General features: G+C 61.0%; 12 protein-coding genes. 9 read left to right on the forward strand and 3 right to left on the reverse strand.

The genetic code is table 11. The annotated features are described in order from the left end of the window. The first annotated feature begins 134 nt into the window (after positions 1 to 134). Positions 135 to 1,334 carry a sodium/glutamate symporter gene (gene gltS, locus CRP40_RS16240; protein WP_027913768.1) on the forward strand — a complete coding sequence of 400 codons (1,200 nt, stop codon included), beginning with the start codon at positions 135 to 137 and terminating at the stop codon, positions 1,332 to 1,334. A gap of 78 nt (positions 1,335 to 1,412) precedes the next feature. Here gltS and CRP40_RS16245 read toward each other — a convergent pair whose 3' ends face one another. Next, on the reverse strand, positions 1,413 to 1,679 hold the full coding sequence (locus CRP40_RS16245; protein WP_080671996.1) for a bacteriocin immunity protein: 267 nt from the start codon (positions 1,677 to 1,679) through the stop codon (positions 1,413 to 1,415). Between the two features lie 793 nt (positions 1,680 to 2,472). Between CRP40_RS16245 and gcvH the strand changes: the two genes are divergently transcribed. The 5 genes from gcvH (at position 2,473) to CRP40_RS16270 (ending at position 8,075) form a co-directional block, all read left to right on the forward strand. Continuing rightward, positions 2,473 to 2,856 (forward strand): glycine cleavage system protein GcvH, encoded by a 384-nt coding sequence (gene gcvH / locus CRP40_RS16250; protein ID WP_027913767.1) that lies wholly within the window; start codon positions 2,473 to 2,475, stop codon positions 2,854 to 2,856. A gap of 11 nt (positions 2,857 to 2,867) precedes the next feature. Further along, on the forward strand, positions 2,868 to 5,723 hold the full coding sequence (gene gcvP, locus CRP40_RS16255) for an aminomethyl-transferring glycine dehydrogenase (protein WP_027913766.1): 2,856 nt from the start codon (positions 2,868 to 2,870) through the stop codon (positions 5,721 to 5,723). A gap of 82 nt (positions 5,724 to 5,805) precedes the next feature. After that, entirely contained in the window at positions 5,806 to 6,927 is a 1,122-nt protein-coding gene (gene gcvT, locus CRP40_RS16260) for a glycine cleavage system aminomethyltransferase GcvT (protein WP_027913765.1), read from the forward strand. Between the two features lie 357 nt (positions 6,928 to 7,284). Next, positions 7,285 to 7,497 carry a cold-shock protein gene (locus tag CRP40_RS16265; RefSeq protein WP_027913764.1) on the forward strand — a complete coding sequence of 71 codons (213 nt, stop codon included), beginning with the start codon at positions 7,285 to 7,287 and terminating at the stop codon, positions 7,495 to 7,497. A gap of 89 nt (positions 7,498 to 7,586) precedes the next feature. Beyond that, positions 7,587 to 8,075 carry an RDD family protein gene (locus CRP40_RS16270; RefSeq protein WP_027913763.1) on the forward strand — a complete coding sequence of 163 codons (489 nt, stop codon included), beginning with the start codon at positions 7,587 to 7,589 and terminating at the stop codon, positions 8,073 to 8,075. 94 nt (positions 8,076 to 8,169) lie between these two features. On the opposite strand, the gene lptG is transcribed toward CRP40_RS16270, so the two are convergent. Both lptG and lptF read right to left on the reverse strand, forming a co-directional pair. Next, complete coding sequence (gene lptG, locus CRP40_RS16275) at positions 8,170 to 9,231, reverse strand: LPS export ABC transporter permease LptG (protein ID WP_023533306.1); 1,062 nt, start codon at positions 9,229 to 9,231, stop codon at positions 8,170 to 8,172. Further along, positions 9,224 to 10,339, reverse strand: a complete 1,116-nt coding sequence (gene lptF / locus CRP40_RS16280; RefSeq protein WP_023533424.1) for an LPS export ABC transporter permease LptF — start codon at positions 10,337 to 10,339, stop codon at positions 9,224 to 9,226. Before lptF ends, lptG begins: the two co-directional genes overlap by 8 nt. A 301-nt stretch (positions 10,340 to 10,640) precedes the next feature. Between lptF and CRP40_RS16290 the strand changes: the two genes are divergently transcribed. The 3 genes from CRP40_RS16290 to CRP40_RS16300 are packed head-to-tail and all read left to right on the forward strand — an operon-like array spanning position 10,641 to position 12,964. Then, the gene (locus CRP40_RS16290; RefSeq protein WP_027913762.1) at positions 10,641 to 12,134 is read left to right on the forward strand and encodes a leucyl aminopeptidase; all 1,494 of its coding nucleotides are present in this window, start codon (positions 10,641 to 10,643) and stop codon (positions 12,132 to 12,134) included. A 48-nt stretch (positions 12,135 to 12,182) separates the two neighbouring features. Next, positions 12,183 to 12,611, forward strand: a complete 429-nt coding sequence (locus CRP40_RS16295; RefSeq protein ID WP_027913761.1) for a DNA polymerase III subunit chi — start codon at positions 12,183 to 12,185, stop codon at positions 12,609 to 12,611. Between the two features lie 5 nt (positions 12,612 to 12,616). Then, positions 12,617 to 12,964 carry a hypothetical protein gene (locus CRP40_RS16300; RefSeq protein ID WP_027913760.1) on the forward strand — a complete coding sequence of 116 codons (348 nt, stop codon included), beginning with the start codon at positions 12,617 to 12,619 and terminating at the stop codon, positions 12,962 to 12,964. The last annotated feature ends 200 nt before the right edge of the window (positions 12,965 to 13,164 follow it).

Genomic DNA, 13,164 nt, shown 5'->3' on the forward strand with positions numbered 1-13,164 from the left:
CTTTTCCTAGGCGTTCCCCGGATACGTCCTTCCTCACGCCTCGTAGAATGGCGCCAGTGCAATCCCTGCCTGTCACCCCGCAAGACCACCCCAGAGTGGTCAGCGGTCCGTTATGGATTCAACGAGAGTACCTGATGTTCGAACTCGATTTTTACGGCACGCTGGTGGCCGCTTCCCTGGTGCTGCTGCTAGGTCGCGGCCTGGTCGCACGCATAGGTTTTCTGCGTGCCTACAACATTCCTGAACCGGTCGCCGGCGGCTTGGTGGTCGCGATTGCCCTGTTGGTGCTGCGCACCTTCGATGTGCAAGTTCACTTCGACACCTCCCTGCAAACACCTTTGATGCTGGCGTTCTTCGCTACCATCGGCCTGAACGCCGATTTCGCCAGCCTGAAAAAAGGTGGGCGCGCGGTGGTGCTGTTCCTGGCGGTGGTGACCAGCCTGCTGGTGGTACAGAACGCCCTGGGCATCGGTCTGGCCACGGCGCTGGGGTTGGACCCGCTGATGGGCCTGCTGGCCGGTTCGATCACCCTGTCAGGAGGCCATGGCACCGGTGCTGCGTGGGGCGCCACCTTCACCGAAAAATTCGGCCTGGCCTCGGCCTCGGAACTGGCACTGGCCTCCGCCACATTTGGATTGGTACTGGGGGGTTTGATTGGTGGCCCCGTGGCCCGCTTGCTGATCAAGCGGGTCGCTAGCCCTGGTCGCGCCGACAGCACGCCTCAGTTGCCTTCTGGCTTCGAGCAGCCGGAGAAAGAACGCCTGATCACCTCGATTTCCGTGATCGAGACGCTTGCCCTGATTGCAGTGAGCCTGTTGACCGGCACCGTTTTGAATGAGCTGCTCAAGGGTACTGCCTTCGAACTGCCAAACTTCGTCTGCGTATTGTTCGTGGGCGTGCTGCTGCGCAATGGCCTGTCAGCCTTCGGCTTTTACCAGGTGTTCGAGCGGGAAGTGTCGGTACTGGGCAATGTGAGCCTGTCGTTGTTTTTGGCCATTGCGTTGATGTCGTTGAAACTGTGGGACCTGGCTGCACTGGCACTGCCGTTCTTCGTGCTGCTGGCGGCGCAGACGCTGCTGATGGCACTGTTCGCCATCTTCATCACCTTCCGAGTGATGGGCCGCACCTACGACGCGGCTGTCCTGTCCGCCGGCCATTGCGGCTTCGGGTTGGGGGCAACGCCGACGGCAATCGCCAACATGCAAGCGGTAACCCAGCGGTTCGGGCCTTCGCACGTGGCATTTCTGGTGGTGCCGATGGTGGGGGCGTTCTTCATTGACTTGATCAATGTGGTGGTGATCAAGGTGTATTTGGCATTGCCGTTTTTTCAGTAAGCAGGCCATGATGGCGTTGCTGAACCGCTAAGGTTAAGACTCCCGCATGATGAGCTGCGGGAGTCGTCTGTTCTGGATTCAAGATGGCTTGAACCCTGGAAGTCCCTGCTCAGCCCGCCACCGTTTCACTTCATCAACCACCGCTTGAGGGGAGGATTCAATCCCGACCCTGTGGGGGCGATAAATTAAGTTCCACTTTGCCGGATGCTGTGCCAAGCGATCAAACTCAAGAACGCCGCGCGTGTGCTCTTTGTCATTAGGAAAGTACTGCGGGTCGCCATGATACAGGGCATACACTAATTGAAAAAACTCTTGTTCAGTGTAATCAGTTATTTCTTTAGGCATGTGTCTATTTTCCGTTTGAGTAAGACTTGCCTGTGACCCGCTGTAGCTTGCCTTTCATTCCAGGCATGCTCTGAGGGCCTGTGGATATCATACCGCCTTTAAAGCCACGGTTAATCAGGCATCTTTGAAACCAGGCAACCCCTGCTCTTTGCGCCACCCTTTTCACAGCATCGACTACGGATTGTGTTCAATCGTTTATCCTTACTGCACTTGAGTGAACTATTAAATTAGATCCTTGTGGATGTTCTCAAATTACCTCAAACTTCATGCCCCCTGTGGGTGCGAAGGATCCCAAAAATAAAGGACCGGATCTGCATGATAGAAACCGCAGACAAATTCTAGATTTTTTGTCAGGCCAGATAGTTTATTTCGCATGACCTACTGCCCCTGATAAATAAAATTCATAATTCAATAAACTTCAGCAGTAGATTATTAATATCTTTGCTTTAGAAACACTGGCTTTATGATGTATTTCCCATCCCTTGTTTGATTCCCCCAATGCAGGGTGGCTTATTCAAAACAGTGGAACACATGTAGCCGTATAGAATTCAATACACCGTATCTGAATCGCTACACCTCCAACTCCAAGGTGGGCCGAGAGATTAACGGCGTCGTGTAGCAAAACCAACGTTTTATCGTATCGATTTCGTTACGCCGCCTTACTCGATCTTCAGCGAGCTGGCACTCCCTCCCTGCATCCACAGGGCCCAGCGCTAGTTGGCCACGTTATTGCTTACTGAAAACCCACCAGAGCGCGAACCTAATCGCACCACCCGGTCCACGAGGATTTTTCATGAGCGAGTTGCGTTTCACCGACGACCACGAATGGCTGCGTGTAGAAGCTGATGGCAGCGTCACCGTAGGTATCACTGCCTACGCCCAGCATGCACTGGGGGATGTGGTGTTCGTGCAGCTGCCGGAGCTGCAGCACTATGACAAAGGCAGCGAAGCGTCCACCGTAGAGTCGGTCAAGGCTGCTAGCGGGGTGTACATGCCGCTGTCCGGCGAGGTGATCGAGGTCAACGCCCAACTCGAAGAGCGCCCCGAGCTGGTCAACGAGGACCCGCTGGGCGAAGGCTGGTTCTTCCGCATCAAGCCTGCCGACGCCAGCGCTGTGAGCGCCCTGCTCGACCAGGAGGCCTATGACCGCCTGCTCAACGCCAACGACGACGCCTGAGGAATCACGCCATGACCATCAACCTCGGCACTGCCAATGAGTTCATTGCCCGCCACATCGGGCCACGCAGCGAAGACGAGCAGGCCATGCTCGCCACCCTGGGCTTCGACTCGCTGGAGGCCATGACCGACGCCGTCATCCCCGCCAGCATCAAGGGCACCAGCGTGCTGGGCACGGACGATGGGCACAGCGAAGCGGATGCGCTCGCCGCCCTGAAGGCCATCGCCGGCAAGAACCAACTGTTCAAAAGTTACATAGGCCAGGGTTACTACAACACCCACACGCCCGCGCCCATCCTGCGCAATCTGCTGGAGAACCCGGCGTGGTACACCGCGTACACGCCCTACCAGCCAGAAATTTCCCAGGGCCGGCTGGAAGCTCTGCTCAATTTCCAGACCCTGATCAGCGACCTCACAGGGTTACCGATCGCCAATGCGTCGCTGCTCGATGAGGCAACGGCCGCTGCCGAGGCCATGACGTTCTGCAAGCGCCTGTCGAAGAACAAGGCCAGCAACCGCTTCTTTGCCTCAATGCATTGCCACCCCCAGACCCTCGATGTACTGCGTACCCGCGCTGAACCTCTGGGCATCGAAGTCGTGATAGGCGACGAGCAGACGCTCGACGATGCCAGCCCGTTCTTCGGCGCCTTGCTGCAATACCCCGCCAGCACCGGTGGTATCTTCGATTACCGGGAGGTGGTGCAACGGTTCCACCACGCCAATGCGCTGGTGGCCGTGGCGGCGGACCTGTTGGCCTTGACCCTGTTGACCCCGCCTGGCGAGTTCGAGGCCGATGTGGCCATTGGCAGCGCCCAGCGCTTTGGCGTGCCCCTGGGCTTCGGCGGGCCTCATGCGGCCTACTTCGCTACCCGCGATGCCTTCAAGCGCGACATGCCAGGGCGCCTGGTGGGCGTGTCGATAGACCGCTTCGGCAAGACGGCACTGCGCTTGGCCATGCAGACACGTGAGCAGCACATTCGCCGCGAAAAGGCCACCAGCAACATCTGCACCGCCCAGGTGCTGCTTGCCAACATTGCCAGCATGTTCGCCGTCTATCACGGCCCTGAAGGTCTCACGCGCATTGCCCAACGTACCCATAGCCTGACCGCCATCCTGGCCCAGGGCTTGCGTGCAATGGCTGTGACGGTGGTGGGCGACACGGCATTCGACACCCTGACCCTGGCCACTGGCGATGCCACCCTCGGCCTGCACGAAAAAGCCCGTGCACAAGGCATCAACCTGCGTCAGGTCGATGCCGGCCATGTGGGCGTATCGCTGGACGAAACCACCACTCCGGCGGATGTGCAGGCGCTGTGGCAGCTGCTTGGCGATGGTCAAACGCAACCTGACTTCCAGGCGCTGGCCGCCAGCAGCGGTACGCTGCTGCCCGAGGCCTTGTTGCGCCGCTCGACGTTCCTGGAACACCCCGTGTTCAACCGCTATCACAGCGAAACGGAGTTGATGCGTTACCTGCGCAAGCTGGCCGACAAGGACTTGGCCCTGGACCGCAGCATGATCCCGCTGGGCTCGTGCACCATGAAACTCAACGCTGCCAGTGAAATGATCCCGGTCACCTGGGCAGAATTCGGCAACCTGCACCCCTTCGCCCCGGCGCAGCAGAGCCAGGGCTACCTGCAATTGACGTCGGAGTTGGAGGCCATGCTCTGCGCAGCCACGGGCTACGATGCCGTATCGCTGCAACCTAACGCCGGTTCTCAGGGCGAGTACGCGGGCCTGCTGGCGATCCGCGCCTATCACCGCAGCCGCAACGAGGGGCATCGCGACATCTGCCTGATCCCTTCTTCAGCCCACGGCACTAACCCGGCAACGGCCAACATGGCCGGCATGCAGGTGGTGGTCACGGCCTGCGACGCGCGCGGCAACGTCGACGTTGCCGACCTGCGTGCCAAGGCCATCGAGCACCGTGAACGCCTGGCAGCGCTGATGATCACCTACCCGTCCACCCACGGGGTGTTCGAGGAGGCGATAGGCGAGATTTGCGCCATCATCCACGACAACGGCGGCCAGGTTTACATCGACGGTGCCAACATGAACGCCATGGTCGGTCTGTGCGCACCGGGCAAATTCGGGGGCGATGTGTCGCACCTGAACCTGCACAAGACCTTCTGCATTCCCCATGGCGGCGGTGGTCCGGGCGTTGGGCCGATCGGTGTGAAATCGCACCTGGCGCCCTTCCTCCCGGGCCATGCTGCCCTGGGCACTGCCGAAGGCGTGGTATGCGCCGCACCCTTCGGCAGCGCCAGCATCCTGCCGATCACCTGGATGTACATTCGCATGATGGGCGGCGCAGGGCTCAAACGGGCTTCGCAGATGGCCATCCTCAATGCCAACTACATCGCCCGCCGCCTGGAGGAGCACTACCCGGTGCTGTACACCGGCGGCAATGGCCTGGTCGCCCACGAATGCATCCTGGACCTGCGCCCGCTCAAGGACAGCAGTGGCATCAGCGTCGACGACGTGGCCAAGCGGTTGATCGACTACGGCTTCCATGCCCCGACCATGTCGTTCCCGGTGGCAGGCACGCTGATGATTGAGCCGACCGAAAGCGAATCCCGGGAAGAACTGGACAGGTTCTGCGCGGCCATGATCCAGATCCGCGAGGAAATCCGCGCGGTAGAGGACGGCACGCTGGACAAGGATGACAACCCGCTCAAGAACGCGCCGCACACCGCAGCGGAACTGGTGGGCGAATGGGCTCATGGTTACTCCCGCGAGCAAGCGGTCTACCCGCTGCCTGGCCTGGTGGAAAGCAAGTACTGGCCGCCTGTGAGCCGGGTCGACAACGTCTTCGGCGACCGCAACCTGGTCTGTGCCTGCCCCTCGATCGAAAGCTACCAGGACGCCTGACAGCGCCGGATCGTGAGTGTGTCATTCGCCTGGCGGTCAATGTCCCCGGACATTGACCGAAAACCCATGCAAGGAGTCATCGATGTCCGAAACACTGCTCAAAACCCCACTGCATGCCCTGCACCTGGAACTGGGCGCGCGCATGGTGCCCTTCGCGGGCTACGACATGCCGGTGCAGTACCCTCTGGGTGTGCTTAAAGAGCACCTGCACACCCGTGAACAGGCCGGGTTGTTCGACGTCTCGCACATGGGGCAGATACTGCTCAAGGGTAGCGACGCTGCCAGGGCGCTGGAAACGCTGGTGCCGGTCGATATCATCGACCTGCCCGTTGGCATGCAGCGCTACGCCATGTTCACCAACGAACACGGCGGCATCCTCGACGACCTGATGGTCGCCAACCTGGGTGACGACACGCTGCTGCTGGTGGTGAACGCCGCCTGCAAGGATCAGGACCTGGCGCACTTGCAGCGGCATATCAGCCAACGTTGCGAGGTCCAGCCACTGTTCGATCAACGTGCTCTGCTCGCCTTGCAAGGGCCGGCAGCGGCCAAGGTCCTGCAGCGTCTGGCGCATGAAGTGGCGGACATGACGTTCATGCAGGTGCGACCTGTCACGTTGCTGGGCCACCTGTGCTGGGTCAGTCGGTCGGGCTACACCGGGGAGGATGGTTATGAAATCTCCGTGCCGGTGGCAGGTGCCGAGACGCTCGCCAGAGCGCTGCTCAAGCAGCCAGAGGTCCAGCCGATCGGGCTGGGGGCCCGTGACTCGTTGCGTCTGGAAGCCGGCCTGTGCCTGTATGGCCATGACATGAACGCCGACACTTCACCCGTGCAGGCGAACTTGTTGTGGGCAATGTCCAAGTCGCGCCGGGCCGATGGTGCGCGTGCTGGGGGCTTTCCGGGCGCACAGGCCATCTTCGATCAGCAACGTGAGGGTGTGAAACGCAAGCGGGTCGGTTTGCTGCCCCAGGAACGCACGCCTGTACGCGAAGGCGCCGAGATTGTCGATGCAGAAGGCACCTCGGTTGGCACCATCTGCAGTGGCGGCTTTGGACCCACACTCAGTGCCCCTGTGGCGATGGGTTATGTGGACACCGAACAGTCCGCACTGGACACGCTTCTATATGCACTCGTGCGTGGAAAGAAGGTGGCCTTGAAAGTCAGTAAAACCCCATTCGTTGCGCCCCGTTACTATCGCGGTTGAGGCAGACTCATCAGCGGCGTGGCAACGTTCGGCATCTTCGTTTGCGAACGTTGCCCGCGCCACTGCGAACATGGCGCCAGGCCAGGCACCATGCACTGTTCGGCGGTTTGGCCGCTGGTTGTAAAACAGTCACTTTCCACCCGCTGGAAGGCTTGTTTTTCGCTCGGCAGTTGGCGTAGAGTCAACGCACTGTGTTTGCATGGGTCGCAACAGTTCGTGACCTGGGCCAGTAGCCGCAATCTGCTACAACCCGTTCGACGTCTCTTACTTTCCTGCAACCCAGCCCAGTACTCTTTTGCTTGTTTGAAAGCGAAAGAAAACTGTCATCCAAACCTAAGTTTCATAGGAAATAAGATTATGTCTACCCGTCAGAACGGTATCGTCAAGTGGTTCAATGACGAAAAAGGCTACGGCTTCATCACCCCAGAAAGCGGTGCTGATCTGTTCGTGCACTTCCGCGCCATCGAAGGCAACGGCTTCAAAAGCCTGAAAGAAGGCCAGAAGGTCACTTTCGAAGCCGTTCAAGGCCAAAAAGGTATGCAAGCTGACAAGGTACAGGTTGCTGAATAAGCCTTGTCACCTTCCAAAAAGCCCCTGCTCAGTGCAGGGGCTTTTTTTTGCCCGTAGAATGGCGCCTTTGCATGATGGAGCTGTTCTGCATGTCCAAGCCTGTGCTGCTTCCCCAAGGTGATTTCCCTCCGGTCGGCCTGGGCAGGCGCCTGGCCGCGGTGTTCTATGACTTTTTACTGTGTACGGCCCTGCTGATCGTCACTGCGGGCCTCTACAAGATGGTCCAGATGGCGATCATCGGCCAACAGCGTATGCGCGAACTTACCGAAGCAGGCGCGCTCGACGGCGACCCTTTGCTGTCCACGGTGCTGCTGTTCGTGCTGTTCGGTTTCTTCGCCAAGTTCTGGACCCATGGCGGGCAGACGCTGGGCATGCAGGTCTGGGGCGTGCGTGTGCAGAACGCCGATGGCTCGCCCATCACGCTCTGGCAGGCGCTGTTGCGGTTTATCGTTTCCATTGCCTCGTGGCTGTGCCTGGGACTGGGTTTTTTCTGGGCCCTGATCGACAAGCGCAAACGCAGCTGGCATGACATCTACTCCGAGAGCCAACTGGTTCGAGTCCCCAAGCCGAAGAAATGAGCGCTCTACTCAAGCGGCAGCGGCCATGAAACACAAGGGGCCGCAATAGCGGCCCCCAGGGTCAAGCACGCAGCCATGGGGCTGCGCAGCAGGCTTATCCAGCGCGGCGCAACAACCACAAGCCTGCCACGGCACAGATGCCGGCTGGCAGCACCACCGCAAGCAACGGCGGGAAGCCGAACACCTGGCTGGATGGGCCCAGCAGGTCCTGAGCGATACGGAACACGAAGCCCACCAGCACGCCGGTGAAGACACGCTGACCAAGCGTCACCGAGCGCAGCGGGCCGAAGATGAACGAAATGGCCATGAGTACCAGGGCTGCCGTGATGGCCGGTTGCAGGACCTTGGTCCAGAACGCCAGCCAGTAGCGGGCATTGTTCAACCCTTGGTCGGACAGGTAGTGGATGTAGTCCCACAGGCCGGTGATCGACAGCGATTCAGGCGCCAGCACCACCGTGTTGAGCAACTGCGGCGTGACCGACACATCCCACTGTTCTTCAGGGTTTTGCACGACTTCGGTACGGTCACCATGGAACAGCGTGGTGCGCACATCGGTCAGCAGCCAGTGATCGTTTTCGTAACGCGCCCGGCGCGCGAAGCTGGAGCTGATGATCTTGCGCTGGTCGTCGAACCGGTAGCGGGTCACACCCAGCAGAAGGCCGTTGGGCTGCACGGAGTTGATGTGCACGAACTCCTCGCCCTGCCGGTGCCACATGCCGCGCTTGGAGCTTTGCGCTTCACCGCCACCCTGGGCGAGGGAGCGATCGGCCTGGGCTTTGTTTTCGGTAACCGGTGCCACGTACTCGCCGATCAGCAGGCCAACCAGCATCAGCACCAGCATTGGTTTCATCACCGCCCAGACGATGCGACCGATCGACACCCCAGCAGCGCGCATGATGGTCAGCTCGCTGCTGCTGGCCAGCGTACCCAGGCCGATCAGGCAGCCGATGAGCGCGGCCATCGGCAGCATGTCGTACAGGCGCCGCGGTGCGGTGAGCAGCACGTACTTGCCTGCTTCGAGCACCGTGTAGGTATCGCTCAGGTCGCCCATTTCGTCGATGAAGGCGAACAGCGAGGCCAGCCCCAGGATGATGCCCAGGACAGCCAGAATAGCCACCAGCACGCTTTGGCCGATATAACGATCGAGCTTAGCCACGGGCCACCTCCGCACGACGGGCTGCGCGCTTGAGGCGAAGAGGTTCCCAGTACATCAGGCCCAGGCCGATGAGCAGGAACAGCCCATGCACCCACCACATGCCAAGGGCGATGGGCAGCTTGCCCTTCTCGAGTGCACCGCGCACGGAAATCAGCATTGTCAGGTACGCCATGTACAGGAGGATGGCTGGCAGCAGCTTGAGGAAACGCCCCTGCCGAGGATTGGCCCGTGACAGCGGCACGGCGAGCAGGGTCACGATGAACACCAGGATCGGCAGTGACAGACGCCATTGCAACTCGGCGCGTTCACGCAGGTCCGTAGCGCCGAATAGTTGGGTAGTGGGAATGGCCTCCCGCTCGGTGACCTCCTCGCTGACTTCAGGCTTGGGCAACAACACGCCATAGGTGTCGTACTTGATGGCGCGGTAGTCGGCCTGGCCTGGGTTGCCGTCGTAGCGGTAGCCGTTTTCGAGCACCAGATAACGGTTGCCATCGGCCTGGATTTCCTGGTGCCCGCGCTCGGCCACCAGCACCGACGGGGCGCGGTCCTTGGTCTTGTCCTGGTTGAAGCGTTTTTCGGAGATGAACACGCCGCCCAGGTTTACCCGGTCATCTGAAAGCTGCTCGGTGTAGGTCACCCGCGAACCATCGCGCAGGGTCTGGAAGCGGCCCGGCACCAGGGTGTCGAATTCGGTCAGGGCATCCTGCTGGCTGATGATCTTCTGCACCTGGGCCACGCCCAGGGGTGCAAGGCTCAGGCTCAGCCAGGCCACCAGCAGGGCCACCAGCGCTGCAGGCGCCATGGTCATGGCCAGCAAGCGCTGCTGGCTCATGCCGGTGGCCGACAGCACGGTCATTTCGCTTTCCAGGTACAGCCGGCCATAGGCCAGCAGAATACCCAGGAACAACCCCAGCGGCAGGATCAGTTGCAGGAAGCCCGGCAGGCGGAACCCCATGATCAGGAACAGTACGCCAGGGTCGAGCACCCCCTGTGCAGCCTGGGCCAGGTATTTGATGAAGCGCCCGCTCATGATGATCACCAGCAGCACGGCGCTGACGGCGCTCAAGGTCACCAGGACCTCGCGGGAAAGATAACGAAAGACGATCAAACCAGACACTCCTGGGTTGTCAGCACGGACTGCCAATCGATGGCACCAGACGATGACTTAGTACATCCAAGGCCAATGCTGGTTCGCCCAAGGCGAACCTCCATATAAAGTGCGCGCATTATCCTGTGATTGACCGCGCCTGTCACTTGGCCGCGCATCGCACAGCACGCCGGGGTTGTCAGCACGCCGGCCGCAGGCTCAAACTGGCAGCTTTTCCACTGGCCTGCCACTGCGCAGCCAGTCGCGTTCCAAGCGCCGGCCAGCACGGCGCCACACGTATCGATCATTCGGGGACCCTGAGATGGAACTGGTTGTAAAAAGCGTAGCCGCTGCATCGCTCAAGACCGCAACGCTGGTCATCCCAGTCGGTGAAAAACGTGCCTTGGGCACCGCGGCCCAGGCCGTGGACCTGGCAAGCGAGGGCGCCATCAGTGCGGCGCTCAAGCGTGGCGACCTGGTGGGCAAGCCTGGCCAGACGCTGCTGCTGCACGCCGTTGCAGGCCTGAAGGCCGAGCGTGTGCTGCTGGTGGGTAGCGGCAAGGACGAGGCACTGGGTGATCGCACCTGGCGCAAGCTGGTGGCCAGCGTTGCCGGCGTGCTCAAGGGCCTCAACGGTGCCGACGCCGTTCTGGCACTCGATGACATTGCGCTGAGCAACCGCGATGCAGGCTATGGCAAATATCGCCTGCTGGCCGAAACCCTGCTCGACGGCGAGTACGTGTTCGATCGTTTCAAAAGCCAGAAAGCCGAGCCTCGTGCGCTGAAAAAAGTCACCCTGCTCACCAACAAGCTCGGCCAGGCCGACGTGGAGCGCGCCGTGCGCCACGCCAATGCCATCGCCACTGGCATGGCCTATACCCGTGACCTGGGCAACCTGCCGCCCAACCTGTGCCATCCAAGCTACCTGGCCGAGCAGGCCAAGGAGCTGGGCAAGGCGCACAAAGGCCTGAAAGTCGACGTGCTGGATGAGAAGAAGATCAAGGACCTGGGCATGGGCGCGTTCTACGCCGTCGGCCAGGGCAGCGATCAACCTCCGCGCCTGATCGTGCTCAACTACCAAGGCGCCAAGAAAGGCGACAAGCCTTTCGTGCTGGTGGGCAAGGGCATCACCTTCGACACTGGCGGCATCAGCCTAAAGCCCGGTGCCGGCATGGACGAGATGAAATACGACATGTGCGGCGCAGCCAGCGTGTTCGGCACCCTGCGTGCGGTGCTGGAACTGCAGCTGCCCATCAATCTGGTGTGCTTGCTCGCCTGTGCCGAGAACATGCCCAGCGGCGGCGCCACTCGCCCCGGTGACATCGTGACCACCATGAGCGGCCAGACCGTTGAGATTCTCAACACCGACGCCGAAGGTCGCCTGGTACTGTGCGATACCCTCACCTACGCCGAGCGCTTCAAACCCCAGGCGGTGATCGATATCGCCACGCTTACCGGCGCCTGCATCGTCGCCCTAGGCAGCCACACCAGCGGTCTGATGGGCAACAACGACGCGCTGGTCAGCCAACTGCTCGAGGCGGGCAAGCGTGCCGATGACCGCGCCTGGCAATTGCCGCTGTTCGACGAATACCAGGAACAACTGGACAGCCCGTTCGCCGACATGGGCAACATCGGCGGCCCGAAAGCCGGCACCATCACCGCCGGTTGCTTCCTGTCGCGATTCGCCAAGGCCTATGACTGGGCGCACCTGGATATCGCGGGTACCGCCTGGATCAGCGGCGGCAAGGACAAGGGTGCCTCCGGTCGCCCGGTGCCCTTGCTGACCCAGTACCTGCTGGACCGCGCTGGCGCCTGACCGCAACCGCCGGCAGTGCCTCGGGCATTGCCGGCTGACGGAACCCACATGAGCAAAGTCGACTTCTACATACTGCCTACCGATTCGCTGGAGGCGCGCCTGGATTTCGCCTGCAAGCTGTGCGACAAAGCCTGGCGGCTCGGCCATCGCGTCTACCTGCACTGCCAGGATGAGGATCAGCGTGCCGCTTTGGACACGCGTTTATGGGCATTCAGGGGCGAAGCCTTCGTGCCCCATGACCTGGCAGAAGATCACGCCGATGCGAGCGTGGCGCTTGGCGTCGGTGATCACGCCCAGGGGCACCAGGACTTGTTGATCAACCTGGGCGCCGATGTTCCCGGCTTTGTCAGCCAGTTCGAGCGGGTTGCCGAGATCGTGGTTGAAGAGGCAGCGATCCGCCAATCGGCGCGTGAGCGATTCCGTTTCTACCGTGAACAAGGCTATGCTCTGCAAGACCACCGCTTACAGCGATTTTGATGACGATGGACAAGCACGCTCCCCTGCCCGGCTCTACCCACCTGCTCGACGATCTTGAGTCGATTCGCCAATTGCTTGGCGATGCCGACCTGCAACCGCCTTTGCTCACCGACACGGTGGAGCAGGTGCCTGCACGCGTTGACGCCGCTGCCGATCCGGCTGCCAGCGACACCGCCCAGGACGACCCGCAGGCACGTCGCCAGGACACCCTGCTGCACCTTGAAAGCGAACTGCGCGCTGCAGCGCAGATGATCATGCAGGATGTGATCAACGACTTTACCCCGCACATCGAAAACGAGATCAAGCGTCGCCTCGATGCGCGCATCGAGCGGTTGATCAAGCGTTCGGAGTGAAGGGGCTGCCGGGCACCTGCTCTTCACCCGCCTGCAAGCTACTGCTCCTACTGGCGAAGCTGTAACGTTCTGCTGCGGCGCAGGACGCTTGCCGTCACGCGGCTGTCTTTCCCCGCACCGGGCAAACCCGCCCAGCAGCCGCTTGTCGCCTGCGCCCTCCGGCTTGGTTATACTTCCCGGCTTTCCCGAATAAATGCACA

It is taken from the genome of Pseudomonas sp. URMO17WK12:I9, from assembly GCF_900230165.1.
GTDB lineage: Bacteria > Pseudomonadota > Gammaproteobacteria > Pseudomonadales > Pseudomonadaceae > Aquipseudomonas > Aquipseudomonas fulva.

Excerpts from the sequence above, each read along its gene's own strand:
- gcvT (WP_027913765.1), top strand. The coding sequence starts at position 5,806 with ATGTCCGAAACACTGCTCAAAACCCCACTGCATGCCCTGCACCTGGAA.
- CRP40_RS16295 (WP_027913761.1), top strand. The coding sequence starts at position 12,183 with ATGAGCAAAGTCGACTTCTACATACTGCCTACCGATTCGCTGGAGGCG.
- gltS (WP_027913768.1), top strand. The coding sequence starts at position 135 with ATGTTCGAACTCGATTTTTACGGCACGCTGGTGGCCGCTTCCCTGGTG.
- gcvP (WP_027913766.1), top strand. The coding sequence starts at position 2,868 with ATGACCATCAACCTCGGCACTGCCAATGAGTTCATTGCCCGCCACATC.
- CRP40_RS16245 (WP_080671996.1), bottom strand. The coding sequence starts at position 1,679 with ATGCCTAAAGAAATAACTGATTACACTGAACAAGAGTTTTTTCAATTA.
- gcvH (WP_027913767.1), top strand. The coding sequence starts at position 2,473 with ATGAGCGAGTTGCGTTTCACCGACGACCACGAATGGCTGCGTGTAGAA.
- CRP40_RS16300 (WP_027913760.1), top strand. The coding sequence starts at position 12,617 with ATGGACAAGCACGCTCCCCTGCCCGGCTCTACCCACCTGCTCGACGAT.
- CRP40_RS16270 (WP_027913763.1), top strand. The coding sequence starts at position 7,587 with ATGTCCAAGCCTGTGCTGCTTCCCCAAGGTGATTTCCCTCCGGTCGGC.
- CRP40_RS16290 (WP_027913762.1), top strand. The coding sequence starts at position 10,641 with ATGGAACTGGTTGTAAAAAGCGTAGCCGCTGCATCGCTCAAGACCGCA.
- CRP40_RS16265 (WP_027913764.1), top strand. The coding sequence starts at position 7,285 with ATGTCTACCCGTCAGAACGGTATCGTCAAGTGGTTCAATGACGAAAAA.